The organism is Brevibacterium sp. FAM 27836 (assembly GCF_051351055.1).
Classification (GTDB): domain Bacteria; phylum Actinomycetota; class Actinomycetes; order Actinomycetales; family Brevibacteriaceae; genus Brevibacterium.
In genome coordinates, this window is sequence record NZ_CP195711.1 from 3,766,975 (window position 1) to 3,785,146 (window position 18,172).

Below are 18,172 nucleotides of genomic sequence, written 5' to 3' on the forward strand. Positions count from 1 at the left end.
CGGAACCAGCGGCATCGCGGGGTCTCTGGCGTGCCGGGACGAACGGTCAGCAGCGTTACTGCTAACCTGGATTCGTACACGTGTTCCCACCTGAAAGGCAGTCCGTGATCAGTTTCCTCAGCGGTACGGTGCATCGGATCGCAGCTGACCACCTCGTCGTGCTCACCTACGGGGTCGGCCGCAAGGTCCACGTCACCCCCGACACCCTGGCGAGCACCCGACACGGTGCGGAGATCGAACTGGTCACCAGCCTCGTGGTGCGCGAAGACTCGATGACGCTCTACGGTTTCGCCACCGAAGACGAGAACCACACCTTTGACGTCCTTCTCTCCATCTCCGGCATCGGCCCCCGCCTGGCCATGGCGATCCTGTCCGTTATGGGCCCCGACGAGCTCGCCGCCGCGATCGCGAATCAGGATGCGAACGCGCTCACCCGGGTTCCCGGCATCGGGAAGAAGGGCGCATCGCGGATCATCCTCGAACTCGAGAACAAGCTGCCGAAGCTCACCGCCTCGAGCCCGGGACCGACCCTGTCCTTCGGCGGCGGCAACCAGCAGGTCGTCGACGCCCTCGTGGGACTCGGGTGGAAGGAAGCACAGGCCGAGCAGGTCGTCGCCGACGTCGTCGAGGAGACCGGTGCTGAGGCCGGGACCTCTGTCATCCTCAAGGCCGCGCTCAAGGTGCTGGGTGCGAAGAAATGACCGGATCGTTCGAACCCGGAACAGGCGGCGATGACGTCGACTCCTATGAGATGGAATTCGGCGATCAGTCGATGACCGGCGCCGAACGCGACCGTCTCGTCTCCGGGCAGGCCGAGACGGCCGAACGCGACGCCGAGGCGGCACTGCGCCCGAAGGGCCTGGCCGACTTCATCGGTCAGCCCCAGGTGCGCGAACAGCTCTCACTCGTCCTCGACGCGGCGAAGGCCCGGCAGAAGGCGCCCGACCATGTGCTGCTCTCCGGCCCACCCGGGCTCGGCAAGACCACCCTGGCGATGATCATCGCCCACGAGATGAACGCGAGCCTGCGTGTGACCTCCGGCCCGGCCGTCCAGCACGCCGGGGACCTCGCGGCCATCCTGTCCTCACTCGAAGAGGGCGAAGTGCTCTTCATCGACGAGATCCACCGGATGGCGCGCGCTGCTGAAGAGATGCTCTATGTGGCGATGGAGGATTTCCGCGTCGACGTCATCGTGGGCAAGGGGCCCGGAGCCACTGCCATCCCGCTCGACCTCCCGCAGTTCACTCTCGTCGGAGCCACGACCCGCTCCGGTCTGCTGCCGGCGCCGCTGCGCGACCGTTTCGGTTTCACCGCACTCCTCGACTTCTACTCCAGCGCCGATCTGCTCACCGTGCTGCAGCGTTCGGCCCGGATGCTCGGCATCGAGGCGGATCTCGCCGGGCTGAAGGAGATCTCCACCCGCTCCCGTGGGACCCCGCGCGTTGCGAATCGGCTGCTGCGTCGCGTCCGCGACTGGGCGCAGGTGCGCGGCAGCGGCGTCATCGACGAGGAGGCCGCGGTGAATGCGCTGCGTGTCTACGAAGTCGATACGCTCGGACTCGACCGCCTCGATCGATCTGTCCTCCACGTGCTGTGCAAACGCTTCGGCGGGGGACCGGTGGGGCTGGGAACACTGGCCGTCTCCGTCGGAGAGGAAGCCGATACCGTCGAAACGGTGTCCGAGCCGTACCTCGTGCGCGAAGGGCTCATCAGCCGCACTCCACGCGGACGTGTGGCCACCTCGGCAGCCTGGAAGCATCTGGAAATGCAGATCCCAGCAAACTATGAGTACTGAACCCCGCAAATGAGTTCGCCTTGGACAGTGAGGACGAACTAAGCTGGTTCACTGGTTCATTCATATGAAAGGCTGATATCTGTGGATTTGTTGATCCCTCTTGCGCTTGCCGCGCTGCTGATCTTTTTCCTATTCAATTCTCGACGTAAGCAGAAGGCGCGTGCGGAGCAGATCAAGACGGGTCTGGTGCCCGGAGCGACCGTGATGACGACCTTCGGCGTCTTCGGCACCGTGCTGTCGATCGACGAGGAGAGCAACCAGGTGACCATCGAATCGGGTCCCGGCACCGTTCTGCGCGTCCACCGCCAGGCCATCGGCCAGATCGAGAACCCCGAGGCTGCCGCCGCCGCCCCTGTCGACGCTCCCGTCGCCGACGCTGCTGAGACGGATGTCGATGTCGACGACCAGGACGAGAAGCCGGCGATCACCGATGCCGAACTCGACGCTATGAACGCACGCAAGCGCGCCGAGCAGGATGCCCCTGACGACGATGCCGTCGCCGCCGAGGACGATGAGGCCGCGGCCTCCGACTCCGATGCCGGGGACTCGGCTGAGGCCGAAGACGCCGCCGAGGCGGATGCCGAGTCCTCCGATTCGGACTCCGACAAGAACAACTGACTCGTCCTCGCACTCTGCTCCCAATCGAAAGCTGAAACGTGTCCGATATCGAAGAAAAGCCACGTCCTGGTTTGCGCTTCCTGTGGCTGACGATCATCACCTTGGTGCTTGCCGGCATCATCGCCGCCGGTGTCATCTGGTCGAACGCCACGACGTCTCCGAAACTCGCCCTCGACCTCGAGGGCGGAACGTCGATCATTCTGGAACCGCAGGTGTCCAAGGGCACGGACATCAGCAAGGAGCAGCTCGACCAGGCCGTGGCGATCATCCGCCAGCGCGTGGACTCGACCGGGGTCTCCGAAGCCGAGATCACGACGCAGGGCGACCGCAACATCATCGTCAACCTGCCGGGCAACCCCGATGAAGAGACACGCAACCTCGTGCGGTCGTCGGCTCAGCTCGTGTTCCGCCGGGTGGCGCTGGTCGGTGACCCGCGCTCCCAGGAGCAGATCCAGAAGGAGCAGGAGCAGAGCGGCGACAAGGGCGAGAAGTCCGACGGCGATGATGGGCTGAGCGACGAAGAGCGCAAGCGCATCGAGGACCTCACCGGCAAGGACGGCCAGGGCGACGCTCAGGGCGAGGACCAAGCTCCGGAAGGCGGCGGCGAAGTCGCCAAGGCAGGAAGCGTCTCGTCGACGGACACCGAGGCGGCCGCGAAGTCGAAGGCCGCCGAACCCTCCGGTTCGGCCGGCACTTCGGCGAAGGACGGCGAGTCGAATCAGTCGAAGAAGGTCACCGATTCGACTCCGCGTCCGCTGTTCGATCCTGAGAAGGATGCGAGCGAATGGCAGTCCGAAGACATCATCAAGGAATACACGGAGCTCGACTGCTCGGATCCGAAGAACCGCACCGGCGGCGAACAGGAGCCGGCGGACAAACCCGTGGTCTCCTGCTCCGAAGACGGTCAGGCCAAGTACATCCTCGGTCCGGTGGAACTCTCCGGTGACCACCTCGCGGATGCGAACTTCGGCTACGCAGCGGGAGCCAACGGCGTGCAGACGAACAAGCCCGCCGTGAACCTCTCCTTCGACGCGACCGGGCGCGAGATCTTCAAGCAGATCACCTCGGACATCACCGGAAAACAGCAGCCGTACAACCAGTTCGCCATCGAACTCGATGGTCTTGTGCTCTCCGCGCCGACCTCGAACGCCGTGATCACTGACGGCAAGGCCGAGATCTCCGGCAACTTCACCCTCGATGAGGCGCAGACGCTGGCCAACCAGCTGAAGAACGGCTCGCTGCCGCTGAGCTTCCAGGTCCAGAGCGAAGACCAGATCTCTCCGACTCTGGGATCGAACTACCTGAAGATCGGTCTGCTCACCGGTCTCGTCGGACTCATCCTCGTCGTCATCTACTCGCTCCTGCAGTACCGTGTGCTCGGCCTGGTCACGGTGTCGAGCCTCGTCGTCGCCGGCGTGCTCACCTACCTGCTCCTGCTGCTGGCCTCCTGGAGATACGGCTATCGCCTCTCATTGGCGGGTGTCGCCGGCATCATCATCGGCATCGGCATGGCGGCGGACTCGTTCATCGTCTACTTCGAACGAGTGCGAGACGAACTGCGCAGCGGGCGCAATCTGCTCTCGGCAGTCGAAGTCGGCTGGGATCGTGCCAAACGCACGATCTACGCCTCGAAGGCTGTGAACATGCTCGCCGCGGTCATCCTCTACATCCTCGCGGTCGGTTCGGTGCGCGGCTTCGCGTTCACCCTGGGACTGACGGTGATCATCGACGTGCTCATCGTCTTCCTGTTCACCCACCCGATGCTCCAGGTGCTCTCACGCACGAAGTTCTTCGGTGAAGGACACCCGATGTCCGGTATGGATCCGCGTCTGCTCGGAGTCAAACCCGCCGCCTACCGCGGTGCGCTCAACCTCTCTGTCGACGACAAGGACAAATCCCCGGAGGCCAAGCGCCGTGAGAAGGCCCGGATGCGCAAGGCCGGTCTCGACAGTGGAAGCGAGGCGGTGGAAGCCGACTCGGCTGCCGGCGATGCGGCGGTCGAGTCCGAAACGACGAAGACAGCCGCGAAGGCCGAGCGGACGACTGAGAAGAAGCCCGCCGGCAAGAAGCGCAAGACCGGAGCGGTCGCTGCCGGCGGAACCATCGCCGAACGGAAGGCGGCCGCCCGTCGGGCAGCCGAAGAGGAGGCCGCCGAAGACTCGGCGGCCGACGAAGGCAAGGAGGCTGACAAGTGAAACGGTTCTTTGCCTGGGGCAACCGGCTCCACAGCGGCGAATCATCCATCCCGTTCGTCGGCAAGGCGAAGCTGTGGTTGGGCATCGCCGGGGTCCTCGTGCTCCTCTCTCTGCTCGTGCCGCTCATCTTCGGCTTCAACTTCGGCATCGCCTTCAAAGGCGGATCGCAGTTCCAGGTCGACCACGTCACGAACACTTCAGCGAGCAAGGGCGAAAGCCTCGTCAGCGACGTCGTTCCCGGATCCGAACCGCGGCTGACACCGACATCCGACACCGCGGTGCAGATCGAGACGAACCAGCTCACGGATGCGCAGATGCAGGAAGTCCGCGACGCCCTCGTCGCCGGCTACGACATCAAGCCCGAGGAGGTCACCTCGACCTTCGTCGGCCCCGAATGGGGCAAGGACGTGACCTCGAAGATGATCCGGGCGCTCGTGATCTTCGTGGGCATCGCGCTCATCGTCATGGCCCTGTACTTCCGGACCTGGAAGATGTCGATCGCGGCCATCGTCGGTCTCTTCGCCGTGATGATCGTGACGATGGGCATCTACTCGGCCACCGGCTTCGAAGTCACGCCCGAAGCGATCATCGGCTTCCTCACCGTCTTGAGCTTCTCGCTGTATGACACGGTCGTGGTCTTCGACAAGATCCGCGAGAACACCGCCAGGTTCGGGGACAAACGCAACCTGAAGTTCTCCGAACTCGTCAACCTCGGTGTCAATCAGACGACGGTGCGTTCGATCAACACCTCGATGGTCTCGGTGCTGCCGATCGCATCGATCCTGTTCCTTGGCGTGTTCCTCCTCGGTGCCGGAACGCTGGTCGATATCTCGCTGTCCCTGTTCATCGGTACTATAGTGGCAGCCGCTTCGACGCTGTTCGTCGCGAGCCCGCTCTACGCCCTGCTCCGGTCGAACGAACCGGCGGTCAAAGCGCAGGAGCAGGCCGTGCGTGAACTACGCTTGAAGAACGGGGAAGCAGACGTCCCACCGGTGATTCACGCCGAAGTCTGACCCCGAGAGAGGAGATGTTGTGGCTTCGTCCGCTGAATCGCGCCGTCCGCGAGGCATCTCCCGCTTAGCCTGGTGGGCGGCCAGGGCACAGAACAACCCTGGCTACCCCCGAGTGCTCGGCCCGATGATCAGGGCCCTGCAGTCGAACCATCCGAAAGCGGACATCGACCTCGTCGTACGCGCCTACAAGGTCGCCGAGGAGGCTCACCGCGGGCAGACCCGGAAGTCCGGTGACGCCTACATCACCCATCCGATCGCCGTGGGCACGATCCTCGCCGAGATCGGCATGCTGCCGGTCACGCTCGCCGCCGCGCTGCTGCACGACACCGTCGAAGACACCTCGTACTCGCTCGAGGAGCTCACCGAGGAATTCGGGTCCGAGGTCGCGGCCATGGTCGACGGGGTGACGAAGCTCGACAAGCTCACCTACGGCCAAGCGGCTCAGTCCGAAACCGTGCGCAAGATGATCGTGGCGATGGCCAAGGACATCCGCGTTCTCGTGATCAAGCTCGCCGACCGTCTGCACAACGCGCGCACCTGGCGTTTCGTCCCGGCTTCGTCGAGTACGAAGAAGGCCCGAGAAACACTGGACATCTATGCTCCGCTGGCGCACCGGCTGGGCATGAACACGATCAAATGGGAACTCGAGGACCTCTCCTTCCAGGTCCTTCACCCGAAGGTCTACGACGAAGTCGTCCGCCTCGTGGCCGATCGTGCCCCCGAACGCGAGAAGTACCTGGCCACGGTCTCTGACGAGCTGCAGGGCGAGCTCAAAGAGGCCGGGATCGAATCGGCGATCACCGGACGGCCGAAGCACTACTATTCGATCTACCAGAAGATGGTCGTCCGCGGACATGAGTTCGCCGACATCTACGATCTCGTCGGAGTCCGTGTGCTCGTCGAGTCCGTGCGCGAATGCTATGCGACTCTCGGCATCGTCCACGCCCGCTGGAACCCTGTTCCCGGGCGGTTCAAGGACTACATCGCGATGCCGAAGTACAACATGTACCAGAGCCTGCACACAACGGTGATCGGCCCGGGCGGCAAGCCCGTCGAAATCCAGATCCGCACCTACGAGATGGACCGTCGGGCGGAATTCGGCGTCGCCGCGCACTGGAAGTACAAGGATCTGAACAAGTCGTCGAAGGCCGCGACGTCGAACACCGCCCGGTCGGTCAAGGTCTCCGACGCCGGAGCGGTCGATGACGCGGCCTGGCTGCGTCAGCTGCTCGACTGGCAGCGGGAAGTCAGCGACCCCGACGAGTTCCTCGACAGCCTCCGCTACGAGGTGAACTCGAAGGAGGTCTACGTCTTCACGCCCAAGGGCGATGTGATGAGCCTGCCGGCCGGTGCCACCCCGATCGACTTCGCCTATGCCGTGCACACCGAGGTCGGACACAAGACCATGGGAGCCCGCGTCAACGGCCGCCTCGTCGCACTCGACACCGAGCTGAAGAACGGCGACTCCGTCGAGGTCTTCACTTCGAAGGACGAGAACGCCGGGCCCAGCCGCGATTGGCTCGGCTTCGTCAAGAGCCCGCGGGCCCGCAGCAAGATCCGCCAATGGTTCTCAAAGGAACGCCGCGAAGAGGCGATCGAGAACGGGCGCGAACAGCTGGCCCGCGCGATGCGCCGCCATTCGATCTCCGCCGCCTCACTGATGAGCCAGGAAGCCCTGCAGGTCGTGGCCACGGAGATGCGTCTGCCCGATGTCAGCGCCCTCTATGCCGCGATCGGAAACGGGGTGTCCTCGGCCCAGCACGTCGTCGACCTGCTGGCGAAGGAAGTCGGCGACGATGACGAAGAGGTGGTGCTGCCGCCGGAGCCGCGCAACCGCACCGGCCAGTCGTCGGGTCATCACTCATCGTCCGAAGGAGTGACGGTCAAGGGCGTCGACGATGTGCTCGTCAAGCTCGCCCGCTGCTGCACTCCGGTGCCCGGGGATGAGATCCTCGGCTTCGTCACCCGCGGTTCGGGTGTCTCTGTCCATCGTGTCGACTGTCCGAACGTCGCTTCTCTGAAACGGGAGCCCGAACGGATGGTCGAGGTCGCCTGGGGTGAGAAGACCAGCGGCATCTACCTCGTGCAGATCCAAGTCGAAGCGCTTGACCGCTCGGGTCTGCTCTCCGACATCACGAAGGTGCTCACCGAAACGCATGTGAACATCCTCTCGGCCTCCGTGGGCACCTCCCGGGCACGGGTGGCGCAGTCGAAGTTCGTGTTCGAGATGAGCGACGCGAGCCACTTGGACACCGTGCTCTCCGCCGTGCGGAAGGTCGAGGGCGTCTTCGACGTCTACCGCATCTCCGGCGGCTGAGTCCGCCGGTCGAGCGCCTGCCGCATCTGGGCGACGAACGGTCGGCGAGTGACAGCGGAGAGATACTCGCGGAATCTGCGGGCCAGACCGTCCGGGACCTCATCGAGGATGCCGCGCAGACTGTGTGCCGCCTCGTTACCGGGGTGCCGGAAGTGCGGGAAGAGCAGATCGTAGAGGGTCCGCTCCTCCGTTGTGATCGGCAGACCGTCGATGCGCAGCCATTCGTCATCGGCGATCGCGATCTCGTGGACGTCGACACCGTCATCGGCGACCCAGCGTCGCCGCGGCACGGTGATGAAGCTGAGCAATGACGGAGCCCTCCCGAGCCCCCGGTGGACCCACCAGGCGCTGTCATGGGAGAGGGCAAGCCCGGGAGGGATCGCCGAGTGCAGCGCCGCCATCCTGTCGGCGGGGGAGAGGATCGCCCCCTTGCGCACCCACGTCGATTCGGTGAGCCGGATGAGCAGACCGTCGAGCGTGAGCTCCGTGAGCTGCTCGTACCCGTAGTCACGCAGATGAAACAACGCCTCCATACTCCGACTATCGTCGGGTACGGAGGCGCTGACAAGACCCGCCGCCGGGCCTGTGGACAGTCACCGACTCGACCACCTGTGCCTGTGGACAGTCACTCAGCGGCCGGCCCGGGCCAGGCCGGAGCAGTTGAGGGTCGCGGTCTCAGTCGAGTTCGGCCGCCGTCTGCGCGAGCTGGTCCCGCCACGCGCGCCGGGCCTCGAGGGCTTCGAGAGCCTCGGCGACGGCCTTGTCGTCGCCGCCGGACTTCGCGTCCTCGAGCTTCTTCTCGAGTTCGACGATCGACTCATCCAGCTGGCTCAGAGCCCCCGAAGTGCGCGCCTTCGTCTCCGGGTTGCTGCGCTGCCACGCGGCCTCTTCGGCTTCGGCGAGGGCACGTTCGACCTCACGCAGGCCGTTCTCCATCCGTGAGATATCCGCGCGGGGAACCTTCCCGGCCTCTTCCCATTCGTCCTGGATGCTCCGCAGCTGCTTCTTCGCCGCCACCGGGTCCGTGATCGGCAGCAGCGCCTGTGCCTTCTTCAGCAGCTCCTCCTTGACGACGAGGTTGCCCTTGAACTCCTCGTCGAGCGCGGCGTTCTCGGCATCTCGAGCGGAGAAGAACACATCCTGTGCTGCACGGAAACGTGCCCACAGGGCATCGTCGTCCTTGCGCGAAGCCCGTGGAGCCGCCTTCCACTGGCTCATGAGTTCTTTGTACCTCTGGGAGACTGTGCGGAAATCGGTCGACGCGGACAGCGACTCCGCCTCGGTGACGATCTTCTCCTTGATCCGCTTGCCCTCGGCATTGAGTTTGTCGAGTTCGGCGAAGAACTCCTTGCGCTTGTGTTCGAAGGTGTTCCGGGCCTGCGAGAATCGTCCCCACAGTTCCTGGTCGACGGCACGCGGCAGACGCGGACCGCTGCGCTGCATGTCCTTCCACTGCGCGAACAGCTCCCGCAGCCGCGCCCCCGACTGCTTCCACTGGATCTTCGCGGGGTCCTGTTTGGCGAGGGCCTCGGCCTCGGCGACGAGCTCCTCACGGTCCTCCGCGGCCTGCAGCTTCGCCGCCTGGGCGCGTGCCGCCTGCTTCGACTCCGTGGCTTCGGCATCGGAGACGAGTGTGTCGAGAGTCGCGCTGAGACCCTTGAGATCACCGACGACATTGGCTTCGGGCAGCGTCTCCTGCAGGGACTTCGCCGCGGATACGATCTCCCGGCCGGGGGCCCCGGCCGAAAGGCGGTTGCGCAGCAGCACGGCGCTTTCGGCGAGTTCGACGTACTTCTTCGCGAAGTACTCGAGTGCCTCTTCGGGTGTGGCGTCCGGGTACTGGCCGACGGGACGCTCGCCGTCAGAGGTGGTGACGAACACATTGCCCTCGGCATCGGCACGACCATGTGTCACCGCGCGAGCCACCTCGGCGTCGTGGTCGATGTGGTTGGCACCGACCACCTGCGCGGCCTGCGGGCGAGGCAGGGACGACGGACGGGGGGTCGGCTTCGGTGTCGGGGTCGACATGGTTCTCACCTTGTTTCCATCGGTCGAACCGGCGGGGCTTTCCACCCGCCGATCACTCGATTACGGGATAGACGTTATCCCAGCATAACCATCAGCGTGCCGGTAGATAGACTTTGCACATGGATGTGTTCTCAACCCGTGCCGAATTCCTCGATGTCAACTGCTACGCCGTGCGTGCCGCCGGCGGCAGCGACTGCATTCTCATCGACTCCGGCTACGACTGCGCCCCCGGACTCGACCGCCTCCTGGTCAAGGAGGGACTCGAACCGCGAGCGATCTTCCTCACCCACGGGCACCCGGACCATATCCTCGGCCTGAGGAATGTGCTCGCCCGGTGGGATGTTCCCGTCCACCTCGGCGACGCCGACCGATACCGTTTGGACGATCCTGCATCGACACTCAACCCGCAGTTCGCGGCGATGCTCGCTCCTCTCGTCCAAGACTGGCACGCACCGGAGGTCATCGACGTCGCCGACGCCGAGAGCTTCGAATTCGCTGGTCTGACGGTCACGGCCCTGGCCGCACCCGGACACACGGAAGGATCGATGCTGCTGCGCGTCACCGACGGAGACGAGGAGATCATCTTCACCGGAGACGTCGTCTTCGCCGGAGCCATCGGCCGAGTCGATCTGCCCGGGGGAGACGCGCAGGCGATGCGGGAATCGCTCAAGGCCTTCGCGACACTGCCCGACGTGCCGATCTATCCTGGACACGGCCCGTCCTCGACAGTCGGACGCGAATTGGCCTCGAACCCGTTCTTCTGACACCGCGGGGACCGAACCCGCACCGGCAGAGGCGTCCTCCGCACCTGTTCATATCGACCGCAGAACCGCTGAGCAGCGACACTCAGCACCGATACACCGACACTCAGCACCGAACCGAAAGCAAGGAGCACCATGGCGAAGTCAGCCCGTCTGTCCGGATTCCCGGAACGACTTCCGGCCGAACGCGTGATCGAGAAGACCATCATCGACACCCTCGAACACACCTTCGCCCTGCACGGGTTCTCCGCGCTGAGCCACCGGGCGGTCGAACCGATCAGCCAACTGGCCAAGGACGGAGAGATCGACAAGGAGATCTTCGCCGTCTCCCGCCTGCACTCCGAAGGCACCGAACGCAACCCGCTCGGTCTCCACTTCGATCTCACGGTGCCCCTGGCCCGGTACATCGCGGACAACGCGAACGAACTGAGCTTCCCGTTCAAAGCCGCGCGCATCCAGCCCGTCTGGCGCGGCGAACGCCCCCAGGCCGGCCGCTACAGGGAATTCATCCAAGCCGATATCGACGTCATCGCCGACGGCGAACTGCCCGGCCACTTCGAGATCGAGATCCCGTTGGCCGTCGCCGATGCCTTCTCCCGACTCGCACCACTGGGCGTGCCCGGCGTCAGGATCGTCGTCAACGACCGGCGGCTGCTCGAAGGCTTCGCCCGCGGCATCGGACTGACGAACATCCAAGCCGTTCTGCGCTGCCTGGACAAGTACGACAAGATCGGGCCCGAGGAAGTGGCGAAGCTGCTCGCCGTCGAAGCCGGAGCGGATGAGGAACAGCAGCAGCTGTGCCTGCGGCTCGCTGCGATCGAATCCGACTCCCCGGACTTCGCCGCAGAGGTCCGCGCACTCGGCGTCGAACACCCGCTGCTCGATGCCGGCCTCGAGTCTCTGACGACGCTGCTGACAGCAGCGGCGGAACGGGCTCCCGGAGTCGTCATCGCCCAACTCAAGATCGCCCGCGGCCTCGACTACTACACCGGTGCCGTGTACGAGACGCAGCTCATCGGGCACGAAGAGCTCGGCTCCGTGTCCTCCGGCGGCCGCTACGATTCGCTCGTGAGCGTGGGGAAGAAGACCTACCCGGGGGTGGGCATGTCCATCGGCGTCTCTCGTCTCATGGCGTTCATCCTCGGCGAAGAATCGGACGTCCGCGCCACCCGCGGCACCCCCTCGGCGGTCGTCGTCGCGGTCACCGATGATGCCAAGCGGGGTGAAGCCGATGCCGTGGCCAGCGCGCTGCGAGCCCGCGACATCCCGTGCGAGGTCTCACCGAACGCGGCGAAGTTCGGCAAGCAGATCCGCTACGCCGAACGTCGTGGCATCCCCTTCGTCTGGTTCACCGATGGAGAGTCCGGCCACGAGGTCAAGGACATCCGCACCGGCGAACAGGTCTCGGCCGATCCCGCTGCCTGGGCTCCCAGCGCCGACGACCTGTGGCCGCGGGTGTACAGGGCCTGACCCGCAAACGACTATCATTGTTCACGCGCCAGACCACATCATCACAAAGGAGCCTTAGGTGCTGCGAAGCCACGAAGCCGGAAGCCTGCGAGCCGCGAACGCAGGAGAAACCGTCACCCTCACCGGGTGGGTCGACCGTCGTCGCGATCACGGAGGTGTCGCCTTCATCGATCTGCGTGACGCTTCGGGAATCGTGCAGGTCGTCGTCCGCGAGGATGACGCCCACCAGCTGCGCAACGAAACCGTCGTCAAGGCCACCGGCACCGTCTCGATCCGCCCCGAGGGCAACACGAACCCGAATCTGCCCACCGGCGAGATCGAGGTCATCGACACCACCGTCGAAGTGCTCTCCGAGGCTGCGGCGCTGCCGTTCCAGGTCTCCGATCATGCCGAGGACTCCGGTGCCGTCGGCGAAGAGACGCGTCTGCGCTACCGCTACCTCGATCTGCGCCGCTCCGGTCCGGCGAAGACGATCCGCCTGCGCTCCGATGTCAACAAGGCTGCCCGGTCGGTGCTCGACGCGCACAGCTTCGTCGAGGTCGAGACCCCGACGCTGACGAAGTCGACCCCGGAAGGCGCCCGCGACTTCCTCGTTCCGGCTCGCCTCAAACCCGGCTCCTGGTACGCCCTGCCACAGTCGCCGCAGCTGTTCAAACAGCTGCTCCAGGTCGCCGGCATGGAACGCTACTACCAGATCGCCCGCTGCTACCGCGACGAGGACTTCCGCGCCGACCGGCAGCCCGAGTTCACCCAGCTCGACATCGAAGCCTCCTTCGTCGAGCAGGAGGACATCATCGCGTTGGCCGAAGAGATCCTCACCGCGCTGTGGAAGCTCATCGGCTACGACATCACCACGCCGATCCCGCACATCACCTACCACGAAGCGATGGAGAAGTACGGTTCGGACAAACCGGATCTGCGTTTCGGTCTCGAACTGCACAACCTCACGGAGTTCTTCGCCGACACCCCGTTCCGCGTCTTCCAGTCCGACTATGTCGGCTCCGTGGTCTACCCCGGAGGCGGATCACTGCCGCGCCGTCAGCTCGACGGCTGGCAGGACTGGGCCAAGCAGCGCGGTGCCAAGGGTCTGGCCTATGTCCTCGTGGCCGAAGACGGAACCCTGACCGGTCCCGTGGCGAAGAACATCTCCGAGGAGGAGAAAGCCGGTCTCGTCTCCGCCGCGGGCGCCGAACCGGGCGACGCGATCTTCTTCGCCGCCGGCGAGCCGAACTCCTCCCGCGCCCTGCTCGGCGCCGCGCGCAATGAGATCGCTTCACGCACCGGGCTGATCAAGGACGGCGACTGGGCCTTCGTGTGGGTTGTCGACGCCCCGCTGTTCGAATCGGCCGCCGATGCTCAGGCAGCCGGAGACGTCGCTGTCGGCGGGGGGCAGTGGACGGCAGTCCACCACGCATTCACCGCCCCGAAGCCCGAGTTCCTCGACAGCCTCGAATCGGATCCGGGTGCCGCTCTGGCCTATGCCTACGACATCGTGTGCAACGGCAACGAGATCGGCGGCGGCTCCATCCGCATCCACCGCAAGGATGTGCAGGAGCGCGTATTCACGATCATGGGCATCTCCGAGGAGGAGGCGCAGGAGAAGTTCGGGTTCCTCCTCGAAGCGTTCAAGTTCGGTGCGCCCCCGCACGGCGGCATCGCCTTCGGCTGGGACCGCATCGTGTCCCTGTTGGCCGGAGTCGATTCGATCCGTGAGGTCATCGCCTTCCCGAAGTCCGGCGGTGGATTCGATCCGCTCACTCAGGCTCCGGCTCCGATCACCGACGAGCAGCGTGCCGAGGCCGGCGTCGACTACGAACCGGAAGACGACGACACCGAGGGCTGATGAGCCAAGAACCGAATCTGTTCTCCGACGGCCCGGACCAGGACGCCCCTGGTCCGGGCTTCGCCGGTTCCTCCGGTGCCTCCCAGGCTCGTGCCCTCGACCCTCTGGCCGTGCGGATGCGTCCGCGGACTCTCGAAGAAGTCGTCGGTCAGGAGCACCTGACGTTCCCCGGATCCCCGCTCAACCAGCTCGTCGAAGCCAGCGGGGGAGACCGGGCGGGGGCCTCCTCGGTGATCCTGTGGGGGCCACCAGGAGTCGGGAAGACGACCCTGGCCCATGTCATCTCCCACGCACCCGGACGGACGTTCGTCGAGCTGTCGGCGATCACGGCCGGAGTCAAGGACGTGCGCCAGGTGATCGAGAACGCCCGCCGCGAACGGGAGATGTACCAGCGCACCACGGTGCTCTTCCTCGACGAGATCCACCGCTTCTCCAAGGCACAGCAGGACGCACTGCTGCCGGCGGTGGAGAACCGACTGGTCGTCCTCGTCGCCGCCACCACGGAGAACCCCTCGTTCTCCGTCATCTCGCCGCTGCTGTCCCGGTCCCTGCTGCTGACTCTGCGTCCGCTCGACGATGAGGCGGTGGGCAGGCTGCTCGACCGTGCAGTCGAATCGGACCGGGGACTGGCCGGACAGTTCGAACTCGCCGAGGAGGCGCGGACGTTCATCGTCCGCATCGCCGGAGCCGATGCGCGCAGGTCACTGACCGTGCTCGAAGCCGCGGCGGGCATCGCCGCCGCCCAAGGCGAGCGTGGGAACGCCGCCGACTCCGCGGACGGTGCGGCGGCGCCGATCCTCATCACCGAGTCCGCCTGCGCCGAAGCCAGCAGCGAGACCGTGCTGCGCTACGACAGGAACGGCGACCAGCACTACGATGTGGTCTCGGCATTCATCAAATCGATCCGCGGCTCCGATGTCGACGCCGCCCTGCACTACCTGGCCAGGATGATCGTCGCCGGCGAGGACCCGCGCTTCATCGCCCGCCGCGTCGTCATCTCCGCGGCCGAGGACATCGGCATGGCCGACCCGCAGGCGCTGCCCATTGCGGTGGCCGCCTCGACGGCAGTGCAGAACATCGGGATGCCCGAAGGCAGGATCCCGCTGGCCGAGGCGGTCACCTACCTGGCCATGGCCCCGAAATCGAACGCCAGCTACCGGGCACTGGATGCCGCCATCGCCGATGTCAAGAACGGTCTGGCCGGCCAGGTGCCCACGCATCTGCGTGATGCCCACTACCCAGGAGCCAAGGAACTCGGCCACGGCGAGGGCTACAAGTACTCCCATGACTATCCTCACGGAGTCGCAGACCAGGAGTACCTGCCCGAGCCCCTGCGGGGCAAGCGCTACTACGAGCCGACCGGCAACGGACTGGAACGGACGATGGGCGAGCGGTTGGAGAATCTGCGACGACTGCTTCGCCCGTGAACCGCCCGTCGCTTTCGCGCCGAGGTCGAAGACGGTAATTTTAGTCACAGAGAGCAACGGCGCTGCATACGATGACAGGCGCTTCGGCACGGACGAAGGAGACCGCCATGGAGGAGATCATCGTCACCGTCGCGGCTGCTCTGGCTTTGGGCATGGTCGCCTATGAGCTGCGAGTTCCTCCTCTGGTCGGATTCCTCGCGGCGGGCTTCTTCCTCCATTTCCTCGGTTTCACCGCCTTCGCCGGGCTGCAGGAGGTCTCCGACCTCGGCGTCGTGCTCCTGCTGTTCACCATCGGCCTGAAATTCGATCTGCGTTCCCTCCTCCAGCCCGAGGCCTACGGCACGGCCGCCCTGCACATGATCACCGTGGTCCTCGTCGGCTCCGGCACCATCGGACTGGCCTCGGTCATCGGTGTCATCAGCCTCCACGGCGGACTCGGGACAGTGGGGCTGCTGGGCTTCGCCCTGTCGTTCTCATCGACGGTGCTCGTCGTCAAGGTGCTCGAAGACCGGTCCGACGACGGTTCCTACTACGGGCAGATCGCCATCGCCATCCTCGTGCTCCAGGACCTCGCCGCGGTCGCGTTCATCACGATCGCGGGGGAGGAGTCGCCGAGTCCCTGGGCCTTCGCCCTCGTCCTCCTCGTCCCGGCGGCATGGGTGCTCCACCGGCTGCTCGACCGCATCGGCCGCGGCGAGCTGCTCGTCCTCTTCGGAGCCGTCATGGCGCTGGGGCCCGGCTATGTCGCCTTCGAGTCCGTGGGCATCCACGGAGACCTGGGTGCTCTGGCGATGGGACTGCTCTTCGCCGGCCATCCCCGGTCGGGAGAACTGTCGAAGTCGCTCTTCAGCGTCAAGGAGCTCTTCCTCGTGGGCTTCTTCGTCGTCATCGGACTGCAGGCCGCTCCGAGTTGGTCGGACCTGGGGATGGCGCTCATCCTCTGCGCGGTCCTCCTGCCATTCAACTTCGTGAGCTTCTATCTCATGGGTCGGCTCTTCGGCCTGCGCAATCGCACCAGCATCCGCACCAGTCTGGCGTTGAGCAACTTCTCCGAGTTCGCTCTCATCGTGGTCGCCGTCGGTGTCGGCAACGGCGTCTTCGACAACAGCTGGCTGACGATCACGGCACTGGCCGTCGCCGTGGGAATGATCGCCTCCTCCTTGGCCAATGCCCGCAGCCTGCAGATCGTCGCCCGACTCGATGCGGTGCTCCCGAGTGAGAACGAGGCCAGGCTGCGGCCCACGGACCGCCCCCTTGACACCGGAGACGCCGAAGTCGTGGTGCTCGGCATGGGGCGCATCGGCCGCGGAGCGTATGAGAGGTTCGTCGACCTCGGTGCGCGCAGCGTCATCGTCATCGACAACGACCACGCCGTCATCGATGCGCTCATCACCGATGGCTTCACCGTCCTGGAGGGCGATGCGACCGATCACGAGTTCTGGCACCGACTGGTCGTCGGCGGCAATGCCCATACCGTGGTGCTGGCCATGGCGCTGCACGACTCGAACACCTTCGCTCTCGACCAGCTGCGCATCGCCGGCTTCGACGGAACCATCGCCGCCGTCGTGCAGCGACCCGACCAGGCGGCGCACTTCAACCAGTCGGGAGTCCACGCCGTGGTCAACATCTACAGCGGTTCCGGGGCGGCCGTCGCCGATGCGGCCATGAACACGCAGCAGAGGTGAGACCCGGGCGGCCCGCGCCGGCTGCCGCTTTGCGCGACCGCCGGAACAGCCGCTAAGATGGAGTGCTGTTGTGCCTGCACGCTAAAGGCGGTCGGTGCGAGCGGATCTCGACGCTCAATCCCTCCTTCCCATCCGGGGAAACAACGGTTGCGACTCGGGCGAGAACCGATGGCCGGTCGTGACGAATCATTGTGATGAAAGGTAACCAAGTGCCAGCACCAGCACGTAATCGCCGGATGACGCGCGTCTCGCGCGCCCTCGGCCTTGCTCTGACACCTAAGGCAGAGAAGTACTTCGAGCGTCGCCCCTATCCTCCAGGCGAGCACGGCCGTGCTCGCCGTCGCAACGACAGCGACTACTCGGTCCGTCTCAAGGAGAAGCAGCGTCTGCGCGCGCAGTACGGCATCCGTGAGGCGCAGATGCTCAAGACCTACAAGGAAGCCGCCCGTCTGCCCGGTCTGACCGGTGAGACCATGGTCGAGCTCCTCGAAATGCGTCTCGACGCACTCGTTCTGCGCTCCGGCTTCGCCCGCACCATGGCGCAGGCCCGTCAGTTCGTCGTCCACCGCCACATCACGGTCGACGGACAGCGCGTGGACCGTCCCTCCTTCCGCGTGAAGGAAGGCCAGACCATCCAGGTGCATGAGCGTTCGGCCTCGATGGATCCGTTCCAGGTCGCCGCTGCCGGCGGACACAAGGATGTCCTGCCCGCGGTTCCCGGTTACCTCAACGTCAACCTCGAAGGCCTGCAGGCCACCCTGCTGCGCACTCCGAAGCGCGAAGAGGTGCCCGTGACCTGTGACGTTCAGCTCGTCGTCGAGTTCTACTCGCGCTGATCGGCTGAGCCAAGCCACGAGCCGCCGCGACTGCCCGGGACCGTTGGTTCCGGGCAGTCGTGCATTCACCCTCGGGCGACCTCGACCGGTCGGGGCGAAGACCCCCGACGGGGTCGACCGGTCATCTGCGAAGAGTGCGGAGATCCGCTCCCGGTTCCCAGGCACGCCGCCCGACCTCGCATAT

Annotated in this window: 14 protein-coding genes; 12 read left to right on the forward strand and 2 right to left on the reverse strand. The window is 65.4% G+C overall.

Annotated features, from left to right (window positions below):
• Positions 1 to 104: 104 nt before the first annotated feature.
• The 6 genes from ruvA (at position 105) to ACSE4D_RS16830 (ending at position 7,938) form a co-directional block, all read left to right on the forward strand.
• Positions 105 to 701 carry a Holliday junction branch migration protein RuvA gene (gene ruvA, locus ACSE4D_RS16805; RefSeq protein ID WP_135542439.1) on the forward strand — a complete coding sequence of 199 codons (597 nt, stop codon included), beginning with the start codon at positions 105 to 107 and terminating at the stop codon, positions 699 to 701.
• Positions 698 to 1,795, forward strand: coding sequence for a Holliday junction branch migration DNA helicase RuvB (ruvB, locus tag ACSE4D_RS16810; RefSeq protein ID WP_436326321.1), 1,098 nt, complete (start codon positions 698 to 700; stop codon positions 1,793 to 1,795). Before ruvA ends, ruvB begins: the two co-directional genes overlap by 4 nt.
• An 81-nt stretch (positions 1,796 to 1,876) precedes the next feature.
• Positions 1,877 to 2,413 (forward strand): preprotein translocase subunit YajC, encoded by a 537-nt coding sequence (locus ACSE4D_RS16815; protein WP_240690106.1) that lies wholly within the window; start codon positions 1,877 to 1,879, stop codon positions 2,411 to 2,413.
• 38 nt (positions 2,414 to 2,451) lie between these two features.
• Entirely contained in the window at positions 2,452 to 4,608 is a 2,157-nt protein-coding gene (secD, locus tag ACSE4D_RS16820) for a protein translocase subunit SecD (protein WP_240690108.1), read from the forward strand.
• On the forward strand, positions 4,605 to 5,621 hold the full coding sequence (gene secF / locus ACSE4D_RS16825) for a protein translocase subunit SecF (RefSeq protein ID WP_425120457.1): 1,017 nt from the start codon (positions 4,605 to 4,607) through the stop codon (positions 5,619 to 5,621). The genes secD and secF overlap by 4 nt, the downstream gene beginning before the upstream one ends.
• A gap of 19 nt (positions 5,622 to 5,640) precedes the next feature.
• Entirely contained in the window at positions 5,641 to 7,938 is a 2,298-nt protein-coding gene (locus tag ACSE4D_RS16830) for a RelA/SpoT family protein (protein ID WP_135542442.1), read from the forward strand.
• Here ACSE4D_RS16830 and ACSE4D_RS16835 read toward each other — a convergent pair.
• Positions 7,917 to 8,471: a hypothetical protein gene (locus ACSE4D_RS16835; RefSeq protein ID WP_135542444.1), complete on the reverse strand. Its 555-nt coding sequence runs from the start codon at positions 8,469 to 8,471 to the stop codon at positions 7,917 to 7,919. The two genes, ACSE4D_RS16830 and ACSE4D_RS16835, sit on opposite strands and share 22 nt — an antisense overlap.
• Positions 8,472 to 8,613: 142 nt before the next feature.
• Entirely contained in the window at positions 8,614 to 9,966 is a 1,353-nt protein-coding gene (locus tag ACSE4D_RS16840) for a DUF349 domain-containing protein (RefSeq protein ID WP_425120454.1), read from the reverse strand.
• A gap of 119 nt (positions 9,967 to 10,085) precedes the next feature.
• On the opposite strand from ACSE4D_RS16840, the gene ACSE4D_RS16845 reads away from it, so the two are divergent.
• The 6 genes from ACSE4D_RS16845 (at position 10,086) to rpsD (ending at position 17,988) form a co-directional block, all read left to right on the forward strand.
• The gene (locus ACSE4D_RS16845) at positions 10,086 to 10,730 is read left to right on the forward strand and encodes an MBL fold metallo-hydrolase (protein WP_135542448.1); all 645 of its coding nucleotides are present in this window, start codon (positions 10,086 to 10,088) and stop codon (positions 10,728 to 10,730) included.
• 132 nt (positions 10,731 to 10,862) lie between these two features.
• The gene (gene hisS / locus ACSE4D_RS16850; RefSeq protein ID WP_135542449.1) at positions 10,863 to 12,197 is read left to right on the forward strand and encodes a histidine--tRNA ligase; all 1,335 of its coding nucleotides are present in this window, start codon (positions 10,863 to 10,865) and stop codon (positions 12,195 to 12,197) included.
• A 58-nt stretch (positions 12,198 to 12,255) separates the two neighbouring features.
• The gene (aspS, locus tag ACSE4D_RS16855; RefSeq protein ID WP_135542451.1) at positions 12,256 to 14,040 is read left to right on the forward strand and encodes an aspartate--tRNA ligase; all 1,785 of its coding nucleotides are present in this window, start codon (positions 12,256 to 12,258) and stop codon (positions 14,038 to 14,040) included.
• Positions 14,040 to 15,467, forward strand: a complete 1,428-nt coding sequence (locus ACSE4D_RS16860; RefSeq protein WP_426936265.1) for a replication-associated recombination protein A — start codon at positions 14,040 to 14,042, stop codon at positions 15,465 to 15,467. The genes aspS and ACSE4D_RS16860 overlap by 1 nt, the downstream gene beginning before the upstream one ends.
• Before the next feature lie 107 nt (positions 15,468 to 15,574).
• The gene (locus tag ACSE4D_RS16865; protein ID WP_436326322.1) at positions 15,575 to 17,152 is read left to right on the forward strand and encodes a cation:proton antiporter domain-containing protein; all 1,578 of its coding nucleotides are present in this window, start codon (positions 15,575 to 15,577) and stop codon (positions 17,150 to 17,152) included.
• 194 nt (positions 17,153 to 17,346) lie between these two features.
• Entirely contained in the window at positions 17,347 to 17,988 is a 642-nt protein-coding gene (gene rpsD, locus ACSE4D_RS16870) for a 30S ribosomal protein S4 (RefSeq protein ID WP_425119349.1), read from the forward strand.
• Positions 17,989 to 18,172 lie beyond the last annotated feature (184 nt).